Origin of the sequence: Streptomyces mirabilis (assembly GCF_018310535.1) — a bacterium.
GTDB lineage: Bacteria > Actinomycetota > Actinomycetes > Streptomycetales > Streptomycetaceae > Streptomyces.
The window spans coordinates 4,877,186-4,891,901 of sequence record NZ_CP074102.1 but is presented as its reverse complement, the minus strand read 5'-3'; the positions used below and the strand labels follow the sequence as shown (position 1 = coordinate 4,891,901).

General features: G+C 66.3%; 11 protein-coding genes, 1 tRNA gene and 3 pseudogenes. 6 read left to right on the top strand and 9 right to left on the bottom strand.

Annotated elements, in window-relative coordinates:
* Window positions 1–56: 56 nt before the first annotated feature.
* Window positions 57–1,634, bottom strand: a complete 1,578-nt coding sequence (locus tag SMIR_RS21745) for an MFS transporter (protein ID WP_212727263.1) — start codon at window positions 1,632–1,634, stop codon at window positions 57–59.
* Between the two features lie 174 nt (window positions 1,635–1,808).
* On the opposite strand from SMIR_RS21745, the gene SMIR_RS21740 reads away from it, so the two are divergent.
* Window positions 1,809–2,558: a TetR/AcrR family transcriptional regulator gene (locus tag SMIR_RS21740; protein WP_168492612.1), complete on the top strand. Its 750-nt coding sequence runs from the start codon at window positions 1,809–1,811 to the stop codon at window positions 2,556–2,558.
* A 68-nt stretch (window positions 2,559–2,626) separates the two neighbouring features.
* Window positions 2,627–2,699: transfer RNA gene (locus SMIR_RS21735), tRNA-Arg, on the top strand.
* A 71-nt stretch (window positions 2,700–2,770) separates the two neighbouring features.
* Here SMIR_RS21735 and SMIR_RS21730 read toward each other — a convergent pair.
* The 7 genes and pseudogenes from SMIR_RS21730 to SMIR_RS44960 all read right to left on the bottom strand — a co-directional run.
* Window positions 2,771–3,361, bottom strand: a pseudogene (locus SMIR_RS21730) (site-specific integrase); the annotation flags it as partial.
* A gap of 18 nt (window positions 3,362–3,379) precedes the next feature.
* A complete protein-coding gene (locus tag SMIR_RS21725; RefSeq protein ID WP_168492613.1) occupies window positions 3,380–4,054 on the bottom strand; it encodes a DUF4328 domain-containing protein in 675 nt (224 codons plus the stop codon).
* A 361-nt stretch (window positions 4,055–4,415) separates the two neighbouring features.
* Complete coding sequence (locus SMIR_RS21720; RefSeq protein ID WP_168492614.1) at window positions 4,416–4,883, bottom strand: hypothetical protein; 468 nt, start codon at window positions 4,881–4,883, stop codon at window positions 4,416–4,418.
* Between the two features lie 368 nt (window positions 4,884–5,251).
* Window positions 5,252–5,926 carry a hypothetical protein gene (locus SMIR_RS21715; protein ID WP_168492615.1) on the bottom strand — a complete coding sequence of 225 codons (675 nt, stop codon included), beginning with the start codon at window positions 5,924–5,926 and terminating at the stop codon, window positions 5,252–5,254.
* A 343-nt stretch (window positions 5,927–6,269) separates the two neighbouring features.
* Complete coding sequence (locus tag SMIR_RS21710; RefSeq protein ID WP_168492616.1) at window positions 6,270–6,740, bottom strand: hypothetical protein; 471 nt, start codon at window positions 6,738–6,740, stop codon at window positions 6,270–6,272.
* Between the two features lie 1,609 nt (window positions 6,741–8,349).
* Window positions 8,350–8,844 (bottom strand): hypothetical protein, encoded by a 495-nt coding sequence (locus SMIR_RS21700; protein WP_248002958.1) that lies wholly within the window; start codon window positions 8,842–8,844, stop codon window positions 8,350–8,352.
* Between the two features lie 215 nt (window positions 8,845–9,059).
* Complete coding sequence (locus SMIR_RS44960; RefSeq protein WP_168492618.1) at window positions 9,060–9,278, bottom strand: lactococcin 972 family bacteriocin; 219 nt, start codon at window positions 9,276–9,278, stop codon at window positions 9,060–9,062.
* A gap of 110 nt (window positions 9,279–9,388) precedes the next feature.
* Here SMIR_RS44960 and SMIR_RS21690 point away from each other — a divergent pair.
* A pseudogene (locus SMIR_RS21690) lies at window positions 9,389–9,535 on the top strand (ISAs1 family transposase); the annotation flags it as partial.
* Window positions 9,536–9,816: 281 nt separating this feature from the next.
* A pseudogene (locus SMIR_RS44955) lies at window positions 9,817–9,894 on the top strand (Imm32 family immunity protein); the annotation flags it as partial.
* Between the two features lie 591 nt (window positions 9,895–10,485).
* On the opposite strand, the gene SMIR_RS21685 reads toward SMIR_RS44955, so the two are convergent.
* Window positions 10,486–11,943, bottom strand: coding sequence for an amino acid permease (locus SMIR_RS21685; RefSeq protein WP_211118733.1), 1,458 nt, complete (start codon window positions 11,941–11,943; stop codon window positions 10,486–10,488).
* Window positions 11,944–12,279: 336 nt separating this feature from the next.
* Between SMIR_RS21685 and SMIR_RS21680 the strand changes: the two genes are divergently transcribed.
* The gene (locus SMIR_RS21680) at window positions 12,280–13,014 is read left to right on the top strand and encodes a FadR/GntR family transcriptional regulator (protein ID WP_168492630.1); all 735 of its coding nucleotides are present in this window, start codon (window positions 12,280–12,282) and stop codon (window positions 13,012–13,014) included.
* Between the two features lie 74 nt (window positions 13,015–13,088).
* Entirely contained in the window at window positions 13,089–14,561 is a 1,473-nt protein-coding gene (locus SMIR_RS21675; protein ID WP_168492632.1) for an APC family permease, read from the top strand.
* Window positions 14,562–14,716: the final 155 nt, after the last annotated feature.

Genomic DNA, 14,716 nt, shown 5'->3' with positions numbered 1-14,716 from the left:
CGGGCAGGTGGTCCGGACACGGGCGGGAGCATGTGCAGGGGGAGTGACCCCGGGCGTCAGTGGGTGACCCCCGCGAGCCCGGCCTCCGCGGCCTCGGACCCACCCTCGTCCGACGCGGCCTCAGACCCACCCTCGTCCGACGCGGCCTCGCACGCACCCTCGTCCGGGGCTCCGGCGGGCCTGCCGTCCCGCATCAGGAAGACGGCGAGAACGGCCGCGACCAGGACTCCCGCCCCGCCCGCCAGGAAGCTCGCCGACATCGCGCTGGTGAAGGCGTCGTGGGCGGAGGCGAGGAGGGGCTTGTCGCCGGTGCGGGCGACGACGGCGAGGGCGTCGCCGATCGAGTGGCGGGCGGCGGCCGGGGCTGCGGCGGGCATGTGGCCGGTGAAGGTGCTGGAGAGGACCGCGCCGAGGACGGCGACACCGAGCGCGGCGCCGGCCTGCTGGACGGTGTCGTTGAGCGCGGAGCCCACACCGGCGTGCTCGTCCGGGATCGCGCCCATCATGGCCGCCATCGCCGCGGGCATCGTCAGCCCGCCACCGGCGCCCATGAGGCACATGGCACCGGCGAGCACTCCCCACCCACTCTCCGGGTTCAGCGTGGACAGCAGCCCGAACCCGGAGGCGATGACGAGAAGTCCGAAGACCGCCATGGCGCGGTTGCCGGTCTTCGGCAGCAGGGCGGCGCCGACGCTGTTGAAGGCGAGGGTCGCGAGGGCCAGCGGGGTGAAGGCGAGACCGGTCTGGGTGGCGGAGTAGCCGAGGACGAACTGCAGGTACTGGGTCAGCACCAGCATCAGGCCGCCCTGGGCCAGGGTCAGCAGTACGAGGGAGAAGCTGGCGCCGGTGAAGACACGGTTGCGGTAGAGCGAGACCGGGATCATCGGCGAGGAGCAGCGGCTCTCCCACACCCCGAACCCGACCAGCCCGAGCACCGCGACGCCGAGCGAGAACTGCGTGCCCTGCTGACCCAGCCCGCCCTTGGGAAACTCGATGATCGTCCAGATGAGCGCGGTCATGCCGACCATCGACAGCACCATGCCGATCGGGTCGGCCTTGCGCCAGGGCCCCTTGGACTCGGGCATGAGGACCAGCGCGGCGATGATCGCGAGACCGGCGATGGGAATGTTGAGGAGGAAGACGACCCCCCACCAGAAGTGGGCCAGCAGCGCGCCCCCGACGACCGGACCACCGACGAGCCCGACCATGGCGACGGCGCTCCAGGCGGCGATGGCCTTGGGCCGCTCGGCGTCGTCGAAGACGGTGATCAGGATCGACAGCGTGCTGGGCATGATCAGTGCGCCCCCGACGCCCATCAGCACCCGCCCCAGGATCAGCGCCCCGGGCGTGGCGGCCTCCATGGCCACCACCGAGGCCGCCCCGAAGAGCGCGAGCCCGATGACCATCACCTTCCGCCGCCCGAACTTGTCGGAGAGGCTGCCCGCGGTCAGCAGCAGCCCGGCGAAGACCAGCATGTACGAGTCGAGGATCCACTGAAGGTCCTGGGCACTGGCCTTGAGGTCCTCGGCGATCGTCGGGATCGCCACGGTGAGAACCATGTTGTCGACGACCAGCACCAGGGTGCTGAGGCACAACACGATCAGGATGAGCCAGCGGCGCGGATGACGGTCCATCTCACTACCTCTCGAACGGCGGGCCGAGTCGCACACACCGTGCGCTCCGCGGAACACCGTACGGCGATGCGCACACTGTATGCAAGAGAGAACGACGTACGAAAACATCGCCGCCTGTACGCACCCTGCGCATGCTGTGCGCTACGGTGGCCGGACCGGGAGAGAGGAAGCCGAATGCCCCCCCAGAAGCAGGCCGAAGCGGAGCCGCCGCCGCCCGTCCAGTCGGTGTGGACCCGCCCCCGGGCCGGCCGCGAACAGCCGGCGCTGAGCCGGGACCAGATCGTCGCCGAGGCGCTACGCCTGCTCGACTCCGACGGCATCGACGCCCTGAGCATGCGCAAGCTCGGCACCCGCCTCGGCGCCGGAGCCACCTCGCTCTACCGGCACGTGGCCAACAAGGACGAGCTCATCGAGCTGGCCATCGACGAGATCTACGGCGAAATCGAAATCCCCCGGTCCGCCGACCCCGCGACCTGGCGCACGGACGCGACCCTTTGCGCCCAGAGCCTGCGCGCGACGATGCTGCGCCACCCGTGGATCGCCTCGGTGCTCGGCGAGATGGGCATGTCGTACCTCGGCCCGAACGCGATGCGCCTGGCCGAGTTCCTGCTCGCCCTCTTCACCCGCGCGGGCCTGCCCACGACCGAGGCCGACCAGGCCGCCTCGACCCTCGTCGCCTACGTCACCGGCATGGCCACCAGCGAGGCCGCCTACCTCAACGTCCTCGCCCGCAGCGGCCACACCGAACAGCAGTACGTGGAGAGCCTCTGGCCCACCGCCGAACAGGCCGCCGAGTCCTACCCCCACCTCCGCGAGGGCTACGCCGAACAACGCGGCAAGGACCCCCGCACCACCCGCGACGAGAATTTCCGGTACGGCCTCGACCGCGTCCTGGACGGCCTGGAAACCCGAATCACCCGCTGACCGAACGCCAGAACCCCCACCCCACCGAATCCGCTACGCTAGTCGCCGGGTCTCACCGAGATCCCCCCGCCTTCGTAGCTCAGGGGATAGAGCACCGCTCTCCTAAAGCGGGTGTCGCAGGTTCGAATCCTGCCGGGGGCACAAGGGCAAAGGCCCCGGACCGATCATGGTCCGGGGCCTTTGACATCCACAGCTGACATCAACGAGCACGGTCACTGACGACCGGGACGCCTCCTGAGCAGCCGATCCATGTGACTCATGGCCTCGCGCTGCGTGTCCTGCACGACGTGCGTGTAGACGTCCATGGTGATGCTGATCTGGCTGTGCCCGAGGATCTCCATCACGACGCGGGGCGCGACTCCGGCCGCCGTGAGGAGAGTGGCGGTGCCGTGCCGGGCGTCGTGCAGCCGGACGACGCGGATGCCGGCGGAGTCGGCGATGCGGGTGAAGGAGCGGTAGACGTTCCGCGGCTCGACCTGGCGGCCGGTGCGGGTGGTGAAGACGTAGCCGGATGCCTGCCACTTCTCCCCCGCCTTGGCGCGTGCCGCGGACTGCCGCATCCGGTGCCAGCGCAGCGGGGCGATGCAGAGCGCGGGCAGCGGTACGGCGCGACGGCGGCGGCTCTTCGGATCGTCGTCGTACAGGACGCCACGGCGGCGCTGCGTCTGCTGACGGACGTACAGGACACGATTGTCGAGGTCGAGATCGGACCAGCGGAGGCCGATGATCTCGCCCCGGCGGAGCCCCATGGCAATGGCCAGCACGAAGGCCGCGTAGAGCGGGTCCTTGCGGGAGGCGGCGAGGACTGCGCCCCGGGACCTTCAGGATGTCGTTTGGCCCGTCGCCCAGACCTCAGCGGGCGCTATCGCAGCGGCCCGCTCCAGCCTGCGAATGAGCTGCCAGACGACGACGATCGACATCCCTGCGGCGCAGATGTACAGACCGTCGCTGAACATGATCTGCCGCAGGGCATGACGAGCCTGGGCCGCGCTGACAGCCTTCTTCAGATCCGCGGAGGCACCGCTGTACGCATTAGCCGCGATGAGGACAGACAGCCACCATGCCGCGAGCAGGGGATGTCCCCGACGACGCTGCGGTTCCGGCCGGCTGGCAGCCCACAGGTCGTTGACGAACATCTTGGGTACGAAGAGCTGCGCCACCGGTATCACCCACCCGAAGACCAGCCACGCCCTGCGCCGCCGCTGTCCCTTGCGCCAGAGCACGTCCGCGACGTCGCGCATGTTGGCGAGCCAAAGGCTGAACTGGAGCAGGGCCATGACGAGCAGAGCGGTCCGCCAGCCCGTCAGATTTCTGAAATACGTGTCGACCTCGACCAACGGGTTGTTGACGTACGGCCCTGCCGCCATCGGTCCGGCCAGCAGTTGGTACTTCTGCCACGCTGCCAGCCCGGCCGCGAGGGTCACCAGCGCGAACGCGGCGAGGGCGCCGGAGGCGAACCGGGCCTGCCCGCGCGGCACCTTGATCGATCCGGACACTTCACACCTCCTGGAGACCGCCCGTTCGGACTTCCCGCAGGTCGGCAGCGGATCTTAACCCTCAGGGAAGCGAATGCAACAGCGTCTTTGCAGGTCAAGACCGCCACAAGGAGCTGACACCAACAGGCGCGAACGTTGGCGGGCAACGCCGGATCCTTACGACGGCTCATCCTGCGACCACCAGGAGAAGACGAAGGCGGTCAAGTCCTCGTATTCGACCTGATAAGGATGAGGACAGACCTCAAAGTCTTGGACTCGTACGGGCGCCGTCCTCGCTGTCGGCCGGCGCACACCTTGACTCGGTCATTGAGACTCCGCCGACCTTGCGAATCCGGCCGTACGCCCTCGTCTATCAGGCTGACTAGCCGCGCCCTATCGCAAGATCCGCTCGCGCCGCCGCGTGGAGAACGTTCAGGGCCGTGACCAGAGGGACATCCTTGAGGGCGTCCTCCCCGTTGGCGGGATTGCGTGTCACTCGGAGTAGATCCCAGGCTCGCTGATTAACGACGTGGGCAGCAGTGGCAGCAGCTTCGTCGCTCAGCAGGATGAAGCTCTCAAAAAGGATCGATCGTTTGGCCTCGATCGCCTCCATCTCCGCCAGCGCACCGGTTGTATCCTCCTCCCGGTCACGAGCCCGCAAAGCTTCCCTGGCGGCTCTCATGATCTCTTTGACGCATGAGATGTACTCGATGTAGGTATCGAGCTTCCTCTCATCCCAACGGGTAGTCATCGTTCGTCGGAACTTTGCCCGCTCGGCTATCGCCGTCGCTAGGTAGGACGTCAGGGCGCCGATGAGGACGCCGACCAAGGTGACAATCTGGGTGGCCATGCCGATCAAGTTACTGGCCGCCGAAGTCGTGTGTGCCACAGCCGTGCCACATGGTGCGGTCAGTCACGGTCAACGATGGTTCACCGCAGTCGAGATACCCCACTGGACGACGGACCCTCGGTGCGTGGTGTGACCTGCCTGCCTCCGCTATCCCGCACCACCAGGCTTACAAGGCAGCGGTCAGGGCCGTGCTGTACAGCAGTGAAGTACAGCAACCACGGCGACCAAAGCCGACTCTCACCGCACCTGAGGAGCCGAGTGGCCAGCCCGGCAGACCTCAGCGACCGCTCCGCCCATAGTTCGCATCCAGGGGCTGAAGGCCAGGCGCCCCCTAGGGGACCCGGAGAACTACTGACTGGCAAGAGCTCTTAATCCGTTTCCCTCCGGTAGCAGTCTGGAGATTTGCTAGAGGAGTGGAACTTGGGCAGGTCATCGCGGAAAAAGAAGATCTGCCGTTGCTCTGCACCGCGGTTTTCATCGGCGGCTTTCTTTGAAACAACCAGGCAGAATTTCTTGGTCAAAGGATTATGATTCTCTGACCGGCTCAGCTGAAGCGACCCCTCGTACTGGCCGGGTTGGAAGGTCCAGTTATCGGCCCAGAAGTTTAGCGTGGGCTGCTGAGGTTTGTCCTGACTGACAATGAATGGGGCGGGGTCGCTGGTCCAGCGATAGTTGACCTTGTCTGAAGCGAAATCGTATACGTATGTTCCGGTTTCGTGCCAGTAGAAAATCGGCTTCTTCAAAGAGGAAATCGAGCCGACGGGAGTCAGTTGCAGATGTGCATCACGAATCACCTCGACGTCCTGGGTCTTGAACCTGGTGGACACCGTCGGCTGAATCTGGAAACCGATTCCATTGCCTACCGGTCCAACGCGCAACAGGTGAGGAAGTGTCGCATCGACTCTGGGCTTCTGTTGGAGTTCAGCGAAGTTGTAGCTTGACAAAGCAAGCGCAACAACAGCGGCTAGTGTGGCAGCCCACTTGTGCACACTGTCGAATCGCGTTCTTCGAGACTCCGTCGCCCTCTCATCCGTGCCGTTCACACTTCTACTCTATGCCGAGATCAAAGTCGTCGGTCTGCTGTATTGCTCCATTTGGACAGCACAATTAACACCTTGGCCCGCCAGCCAACCGCTCACTCTCGCACTCTCCGATGCCTGCAACGATCCTGCGCGGCGGACCCTGGGAGCTCCTAACACGATCATGCTCGGGTCTTCTTGAGACGTCTCCTGCAGACGAGGTCGCAGGCACCAAGGCCGCATTGAGTCGCTGTGGACTACCCGTGGACGGGTGACGCTCGCTCAAGCGCCCATGAAGCCCTGACCAGCCATCTTGTTGAGGAGCGAAGGGGCCTCCGGAGCCGTCGCGGTAGTGGTGCCGCAGAGTTCAGCGCAGGGACCGCCGCTCGTCTACGTGGCGTGCCGGCACACCCAGGAACACGTCGGGCATCGCAGAGCCATAAAGGATGTTGAACGTCTCCAGTCGATAGGACCAGCCCCCGTCACAACGGCCGACGAACCGGTAGTTGATCTGCCATTGCAGCCATTGGCCGGGAGCCAGACGAACGGCAGGCGGGCGCCGGTTGCGTCGTGGCATGGCAAACATGCTCACCTCTGGAGGATCCACGCGCAGTAGCCCATCGACCTCGCGGAGGATCGTCCCGGGTGCCGACAGATCCCGCATCTGTATTCGAGGCTCAAAGGAATCGGACTCCCGCATGGCGACCTCGTGGAGGGCAGAACTCAAGCCCGGAGGCAGCAAGAAGGCCGTCGGGGCGGCGTTTCTGTGAGCAGCTTCAGAACCGCCACGCGACTTCTTCGTCCACGACGTGCGCACTCGCTGAACGACAGCATCCATGGGCCCAATCATCGGTCGGGACGCCGCACTGCGGCCACAGAGTTACGTGTCGTGCCAGAACCGTGCCAGATCCTACGGGGAACCACGGGGAACACCAGGCAACGTTTCGGCACCATCCCTCGCACTGTCGCGGCTCCGCCGCAGGTCAGCCGAGCAACGGCTCCTAGACCACCTCAGCTTCCCAAGCTGAGAGCCTTGAGGAGGTGGACTCGGCTGTGCCCTGCGACCCGGCCAGCATGACTTGCTGTGGTCGACGGCAGGACGGCGTGGCTGAGGCCAGTGGGGGTGCAGCGAGGCATACGCGTGCGTGGTCGGTCGGCGCACCCGCCGTCGTGGCTGACTGTCGTCGGCTGAGGTTCGTGCCACTGCCGTGCCAGATGCAGGGGGCAGCCACGGTCAACAGAGGTGTTTCGCAGTTGAGTTCCTGACAGCTCGTCTCACGGTGACCCAACGATGGGAGGACGAGAAGAAGAACCAACTGTATTGCGTTGATAACCTCGACCAGCTATCCCGAGGTCGTGACGAATGGCGGCATGGAATCCGTCACGCGATGTTCGGTACCTCCTATACGACTTTTCCCACTCCGCTGCATCCACGTCAATCAATCCGCGTGCGTAGTCACTCAGTTGCCACAAGGCCGAGCGAAACGCGTGTGCAGCCCTACCAACTTGCTCATCTCCGAGCATTTGTACTGTTTCGTATGCGAGCGCCAGGTGCCTATCGGATTCGGCGATCTCTTTCATCCCGTCTTCAACAGAAACGGGAGGGGGACCTTCGAGAAGATTTCTTGTCGTAGCAAGCGAACGCGCAGCCCCAACCTGAATATGTGCTACATGAATTAGCTCTCGGTAGGCCTCGAATCGGCGCTGGCTCCACTCCCGTTGCACATCCCGCTTCCACCGGAATCGCTCAGAAAGCGCACTGCCGGCGAAGGAGACGACCCCACCGATCACTACGCCTATCAAGGCTGGAAGTTGAACCGTCAAGCTCACGTGTCCCCCAAATAGACCGGTAGCCCTCGATCGAGCTGGCCCATCGACTCCTCTATGTGTGCCGCCAAGTAGTCTGCCCCGCAGCGTGCTTGCCCAGCCCCTCCCTTGCGGTTAGGGCCCTACGGCACTTGCCGGGCCGGACGACGCGGGCAAAGTGCTCGCAGGAGAGCGCTCAGAGCCCCTCACTGGTGGTTCCTCCGCACGAGCACAGCACCGGGCGAGTGTCTAACTGCGCGACAACAGCGGCGGACAACCACGGACGTCTGCGGACCATCAGCACAGGTGAAGGACACACCGACCCAAGGCACCGCCCTCACCCAAGTTGCTTCGGGACGAAGAAGTCCTGGCACCAGACCGACCAGAGCACGCTGGTGCGGTGGGAGCTTGCAGCGGCGGTCACCCTTACGGGTGACGATGAGCATGGTGACCCACTCGACCAGGGCACGGGGCAGGTCGAGTGCGGCAGGTCAGGAAACCAACAGGGCTGCCGTGCCAGCGAGTTGAGACGTCGAACACCTCCCTCAACGGCACGGGGGCCTTGTCCGTTGCGGACGGTTACGTCGTCACTCGATCAGTGGTCACGCTAAACACTTCAGTGGCCACGCTGAAACACCTCGCTAGCCAACGCCCACCCCGGCGGAGCGATTACGGCGAGACCTCCACCAACCCCAGACCGTGTGGCCCACCAGAGCGACCGCAACGGCAACAGCCGTGAACCGAACGGTGGTCCAGGTACCCAGAACAACCTGACTCGGCCCGCGCGACTCCGTCTCCAGACGCATGGAAGTCTCATAAAAAGCCACCAGGGGAATAAGCAGCCGGAAGAACAGGCCGCCGATGCCCGGCACCTGCGCGAGGTTCCCCAGGAACCCAAGGGGTGCTCCGAAGAAGAATGCCAGCACACCCCAGAGGGCAATTCCGGATGACCCCGCACCCGAGGAATCCAGTCCACCCAGGGAGGCCAGGCTTCCCTTAGTCAGGTAGTAGGTCACGACACCGATAGCCAGCCCCAGAGACGCGAGAACAACCGATTCGATTTTAGACCAGCGGAAATAACCCACCAGAAACGCGTAACAGGCCCACGGCCACCCACCGGTGAAAACGGCGCCCACGGCCGCACCTGGACTGCCGCCCCAATGCTCAGCGGTAGGCCCTATCAGGCCAAGCAACAAGCCAAGCCCGAGTGGCACCGCAAACGACGCGGCCCGAGCACCCCAAAAGTTCACTCTCTCCCCTTCCGGCCCTAATGCGCCATTACTCCGGGCGCGTGTGCGCCCGGAGTAATGGCCCACCCGAGGGAGATCAACCCTCATCACGGCGGACAAATTTATGCATTATCGTAATATGCGTAGCAGGTATATGCCGCACCTTGTGTGTGGTTGGCGTAGGAAGTCTGCCCCTTCGCCACCCAGCCACTTGAATGGTCGATGTTGATGACCCTGACCGTTGACTTGTGAGTCACATCCGCGATGTAGTTCGAGTAGCACTTCTTTCCAGTTCCACCCGACACCGATTCGGACCCATAGCACCACTTGCCATGAGTCACATTCTCGCAGGTATTCAGGCCGATTTACGGCCCCGGCACGACCTGAAACCGTTGTCGGGCGGTGGTATTCACGGGCGGGGCCATGAACGCGCGGCCACGGCACGCGTGTTGTCAGGGCCCATAACACCCCCGCCGTCCTGGCCACCGTCCGCGACCTGATCCGCGGTGCTCTCAAGCTGGCCGGGCACGTCAACATCACCTTCGCCCGACGCGCCCACACCGACCAAAACCAAGTCCTCGCCCTCTACGGCATCACAAGATCACCCCGGACATCCAGGGGAGAACGCCGGGGCCCTGGTCGTCAACGTCGAGCACGACGACCCAGTTGGTCCGTGCCACGCGCTGCGCCCGGACCGCCACAGGTGACGCACGCCAGATAGCCGCAAATGGACTGGCTAAGGTCGGTGGGGGTAGAGCGAGACACAGGCGCCTGGTCGGTTGGCGCGCCCGCCGTCGTGGCCGGCTGTCGTCGGCAAGCGCTGCCGGGTTGCAGACCCTGGTCGGCCACCTCCTCCCGCTCGACTAGGACGGCACACCGGACGGTGCTCATCTCCACTTGGAGGAGGACAACGGGCTCGAAGAAGGCTCCGTAGGCCTGGTCTTGAACAAGCCCTAGACGCCCTGAGGTTCCCAAGCTGAGGGCTTCCGGCCGTCGCAACGGGCTGGCCGTCGCCGCTTGCTCTGGTCGACGAACACCCCCATAGCGTGGCTGACGTCGGTGGGGGTGCAGCGAGGCATACGCGTGCGTGGTCGGCCGGCATACCCGCCGCCGTGGCTGACTGTCGTCGGCTGAGGTTCGTGCCACAACCGTGCCAGATGCAGGGGTCAGCCACGGTCAATGGCGGTGTCGCGCGGTCGAGTTGCCAGCCACCACAAGACGTATCGAAGCCGCAGGTCACCAGCAAGGCACCCCCGCCTCTGTCCTAAAGCGGGTGTCGCAGGTTCGAATCCTGCCGGGGGACAGGACCTGGGGCCGACTCAGGAGGGGTTTCCCTCCCGGGCCGGCCCTTCGTCCTGTTCGAGACGATCGACGACGGTCCGGTCACGGTGGCCGGTCAGGCTGCCCGCCCTGCGGCCCGACGAAGACGTGTCCGTGGCAGAGGCACGCCGACGGCAGGATTGACCGCCAGGCAACGGGACTGGACCGCACCGCCGAGGACGTGACTGAGGACGACGTACGCCTTGCGGACCGACCGCGGGCCGGCCCCTACGACGGGGTTACCGCGCTGTGCCTCCTGTTCCGGCCCAGTCGCCCGCGGACCAGCGCGACGGCCACCACGCCCATGGCCACCAGGGTGGACAGGACCACCTGGTCGCGGCCGCCGCCCGCGGCCGTGTCGGTCAGCATGTAGCCCAGCACGAACGTGATCAGGGCGATGGTGGCCCAGGTCAGGTAGGGGTACAGCCACATCTTGACAATCAGCTTCTCCGGCGCCTCCCGCTGGATGATCTTGCGCATCCGCAGCTGGGAGAAGCAGATCACCAGCCAGACGAACAGGGCGATCGCGCCGGAGGAGTTGAGCAGGAACTGGAAGACGGTGTCCGGCCAGAGGTAGTTGAAGCCGACCGCGATGAAGCCGAAGACCACCGAGGCCAGGATGGCCGACTGCGGCACGCCGCGGCCCGTGGTGCGGCCGAGGGCGGCCGGGGCGTCACTGCGCCGGCCGAGGGAGAACGCCATGCGCGAGGCGGTGTACAGGCCGGAGTTGAGGCAGGACAGCACGGAGGTCAGCACGATCGCGTTCATGATCTGGGCGGCGTGCGGGATGCCGATGGAGCTCAGCGCGGCGACGTACGAGCCGTCCTTGAGGATCGCCGGGTCGTCCCAGCGCAGCAGAGACACCACGATCAGGATCGACCCGAGGTAGAACACCGCGATCCGCCAGATCACGCTGTTGGTCGCCTTGGTGACCGCACCCTGCGGGTCCTGGGACTCACCGGCCGCGAGCGTGACGATCTCACTGCCCATGAAGGAGAAGACCACCATCAGGACGCCGGTGAGGATCGCCCCCGGCCCGTGCGGCAGGAACCCGCCGTGCGCGGTCAGGTTGGAGAAGCCGGACGCCGGGTGGTCCGAGCCGGGTAGCAACCCGAAGATCGCGAGGGCGCCGACCACGATGAACGCGGCGATGGCGACGACCTTGATGCCGGCGAACCAGAACTCGAACTCGCCGTAGGAGCTGACCGAGGCCAGGTTGCTGGCGGTGAGGATGACCATGACGATCAGGGCCCAGCCCCACTGCGGGACCGCCGGTATCCAGCCGGCCAGGATCTTGGCGCCTGCTGTCGCCTCGACCGCGAGCACCACGACCCAGAAGAACCAGTACAGCCAGCCAATGGTGAATCCGGCCCAGCGGCCCAGCGCGCGGTCCGCGTAGGCGGAGAACGAGCCGGACGTGGGGTTGGCCGCGGCCATCTCGCCGAGCATGCGCATGACGAGGATGACGAGGACTCCGACGAGCGCGTAGGAGACGAGGATGCCGGGGCCCGCGGCGGCGATGCCGGCGCCGGAGCCGACGAAGAGGCCCGCGCCGATGACACCGCCGATCGCGATCATCGACAGGTGGCGGTTCTTCAGTCCGGCCTGCAGGCCGGAGGATCCTGCCGGGGCGCTTTCGGTGGTGGTCACGGGGTCTGCGGCGGAAAGAGGGGGACGTGTAGTCATCTCGACATCCAGGGAGGGGGTGCGGAAGAGGACATGCGTCGGCGAGCCGGGGCGGGGGTGACCGCGCAGCTTCGCCGAAGGGGGACGAGCGTCGTGACCGGGAAATTAGTTCATGACGATCGAAAAGAACAAGACTTGTATAAGTGTTCACCTTGCTCTATTTTTCGTGCAGCGCGGAGCCGCCCCATCTGTGGTGGCTGTCGCGTCGTCCCCTGTGTTCCGGCCCCCGTGGGAGCCCTCATGCACAACACACCGCGGCGTGGTCGCGAGAACCTCCGCTGCGCACGGCGCCACCGCCCGCCATGACCCCGCTCAGCAGGCCGTTAGGGTGACGTCGTGGTGAATGCAGCGGGCAAGTTCGGGCCCTACGACCAGCCGGGCCAGGCACGGCCGGCGCCGGTCGCCGGGATGCGGAACGCCCCTCTCCTGTCCGGCAGGGGCCAGACCGGTTCCGAACTCGTCCGATCACGGATCGCCCTGCAGGTGCGGCTGAAGTCCGTGTCACCGGGCGACCGGCTGCCGGACGCCGGCGTCCTCGCCGAGGAGCTGGGGATCAGTGAGATCACCGTGCGCCGCGCGCTGGAGGGGATGTGCCAGGACGGCTTGCTCGACCGCCGACGAGGCCGGGCGGGCGGCACCTTCGTCGCGCCGGGCTGGGATACGGTCGTCGCCCTGATGCACGACGCCGACGAGGCGGCCTCACTGAACGCGTTCCACCTGCTGCTCGAATGCGGCCTGGTGGCGCACAGTGCGGGCGAGCTCCCGGTCGACCGGCTCGAAGGGCTGCGGACGCTCGTCGACGAGATGGACCTGGCCGATGACCCGGCAAGACTGCTCGAACTGGAGGCGCGCTTCCATCTCGACCTCGCGGAAGCGCTCGGCGGCCCCGGAATCCGCGAGTTCGCGGGCGACCTGCTCGGTCGCCTGTGCCTGCTGCTGCCCGCTCCGACGCCCGCGGTGGTACGGGCACAGAATCGCTGCCACGCCGAACTGCTTGCCGAGCTCGGCCGCGGCGCGATGGACCCGGCCGTGCGAGCTGTGAAGCAACACCAGCATGTCCGCCCGAGCTGACGCCCGGTCGCGCCGACCCGAGTACCGGCAACGCGCGCCGCTCGCCCCGCCACACCGCGGAAGGAACTGCCGCCATGTCTGACCCCGGAGCCGTCGGCCCGTCGTCGACGTCGGGCCCCGCCGACAGCACGCCCCAGCGCCTGCGCGGTGGCGTTCTCGGCATGGCGGACATCGCCGCCGCCACGATGGCCAACGTCGGCCCGGCCATGAGCTTCTTCTTCGGCTTCGCCTTCCTCACCACCACTGCGGGTATCGCGTCCCCGCTGACCATCACCGCCGCGGGCATCGCGGTCGCGCTGCTCGGCAACACGCTCGCCGAGTTCTCCCGGGCGCACCCCTCGGCGGGCAGCTTCATCACCTTCGTCGGCAAGACCTTCGGGCCGGTCAGCGCGGTGACCACGGCCCTGCTCGCCGGGCTGGGCTACATCATCGCGATGGCCTCCGTCATCGCGATCTCGGGCGGGTTCGTACAGATCACCCTGCACCACTACACCGGCGTCGAGCTGCCGTGGATCATCTGGACGCTACTGCTGACCGGACTGTCGGTGGTGCTGATGCTGCGCGGGGTGGTGGTCTCCACCAAGTGGGCCGGCTACTTCTTCGGCGTGGAGATGCTGGTGCTGGTCGTCGTCTCGATCGCGGCGATCGTCGAACACCGCGGCCACCTCTCCGCCGACCCGTTCCTGCCCGGCCACATCCGCCACGGCCTCAGCGGCCTGGCAGCGGGCTTCCCGCTGGCGGTGTACCTGTTCGTCGGCTGGGAGAACTCGGCGGCGCTGGCCGAGGAGACGGAGAACCCGCGGCGCAACGTCGGCCGCGCCGTGTTCTTCTCCATCGCGATCATGACCGTGAGCTACATCCTCTTCTCCTACGCCACGGTGACCGGCTTCGACTACGACGTGGCCAGGCTCGGCGACGCCCGTATTCCCTTCATCGCCGTCGCCGACGACACGCTCGGAGCGCTGGCGTTCGTCGCCTACGTCGGGGGCTTGACCTCCACCCTCGGCGTACTGATCGCGGGCATCAACTCCCAGGCCCGCCTGGTGTTCAACGCGGGCCGCGAGGGGCTGCTCCCGTCCTTCTTCGGGTACGTGCACCCCACCCGCCGCACACCGACCAACGCAATCGTCACCTTCACCGCCACCGCACTGCTGATCATCGGAGGCTGGGGCCTGGGCCATGTCCTCGGGTCCGACGGCGGCTCGATGAACCCCGTGGTCTTCTTCACGGAGTCCTCGAGCCTGGGCGCCATCCTGATCCTGCTGGTCTACCTCGCGTCCAACATCGCCCTGCCGCTGTACTACCGCAGGTACCGTCCGCAGGAGTTCCGGACGGTCCGGCACCTGGTGCTGCCCGCGATCGGCGCCCTGGCCATCCTGGTTCCGCTCTACTACCTGGCCAAGCCCGGACAGCCCGCGCCGTACAACTGGTTTCCCTACGCGGCACTGGCCACCCTGCTCGCCGCCATCGGCTACGCAACGCTCCTGGTCCGCCGCGACCCGAGCCTGGCCGAACGCGTCGGTTCCGTCGTCGCCGACGCAGAGTGAGCAACTTCCGGCCGGAACGGATTCAGCACACATCAGGCCGGGAAACCCCGCAAACACCTGAGAACCACGGAGGGGTGTTTCCCAGGCGCAGCATTCGACGTTCCCGCAGGTCAAATGCCGCGCAGCTCGGCCGTGACGCCCGCCGCTTTCCTGGC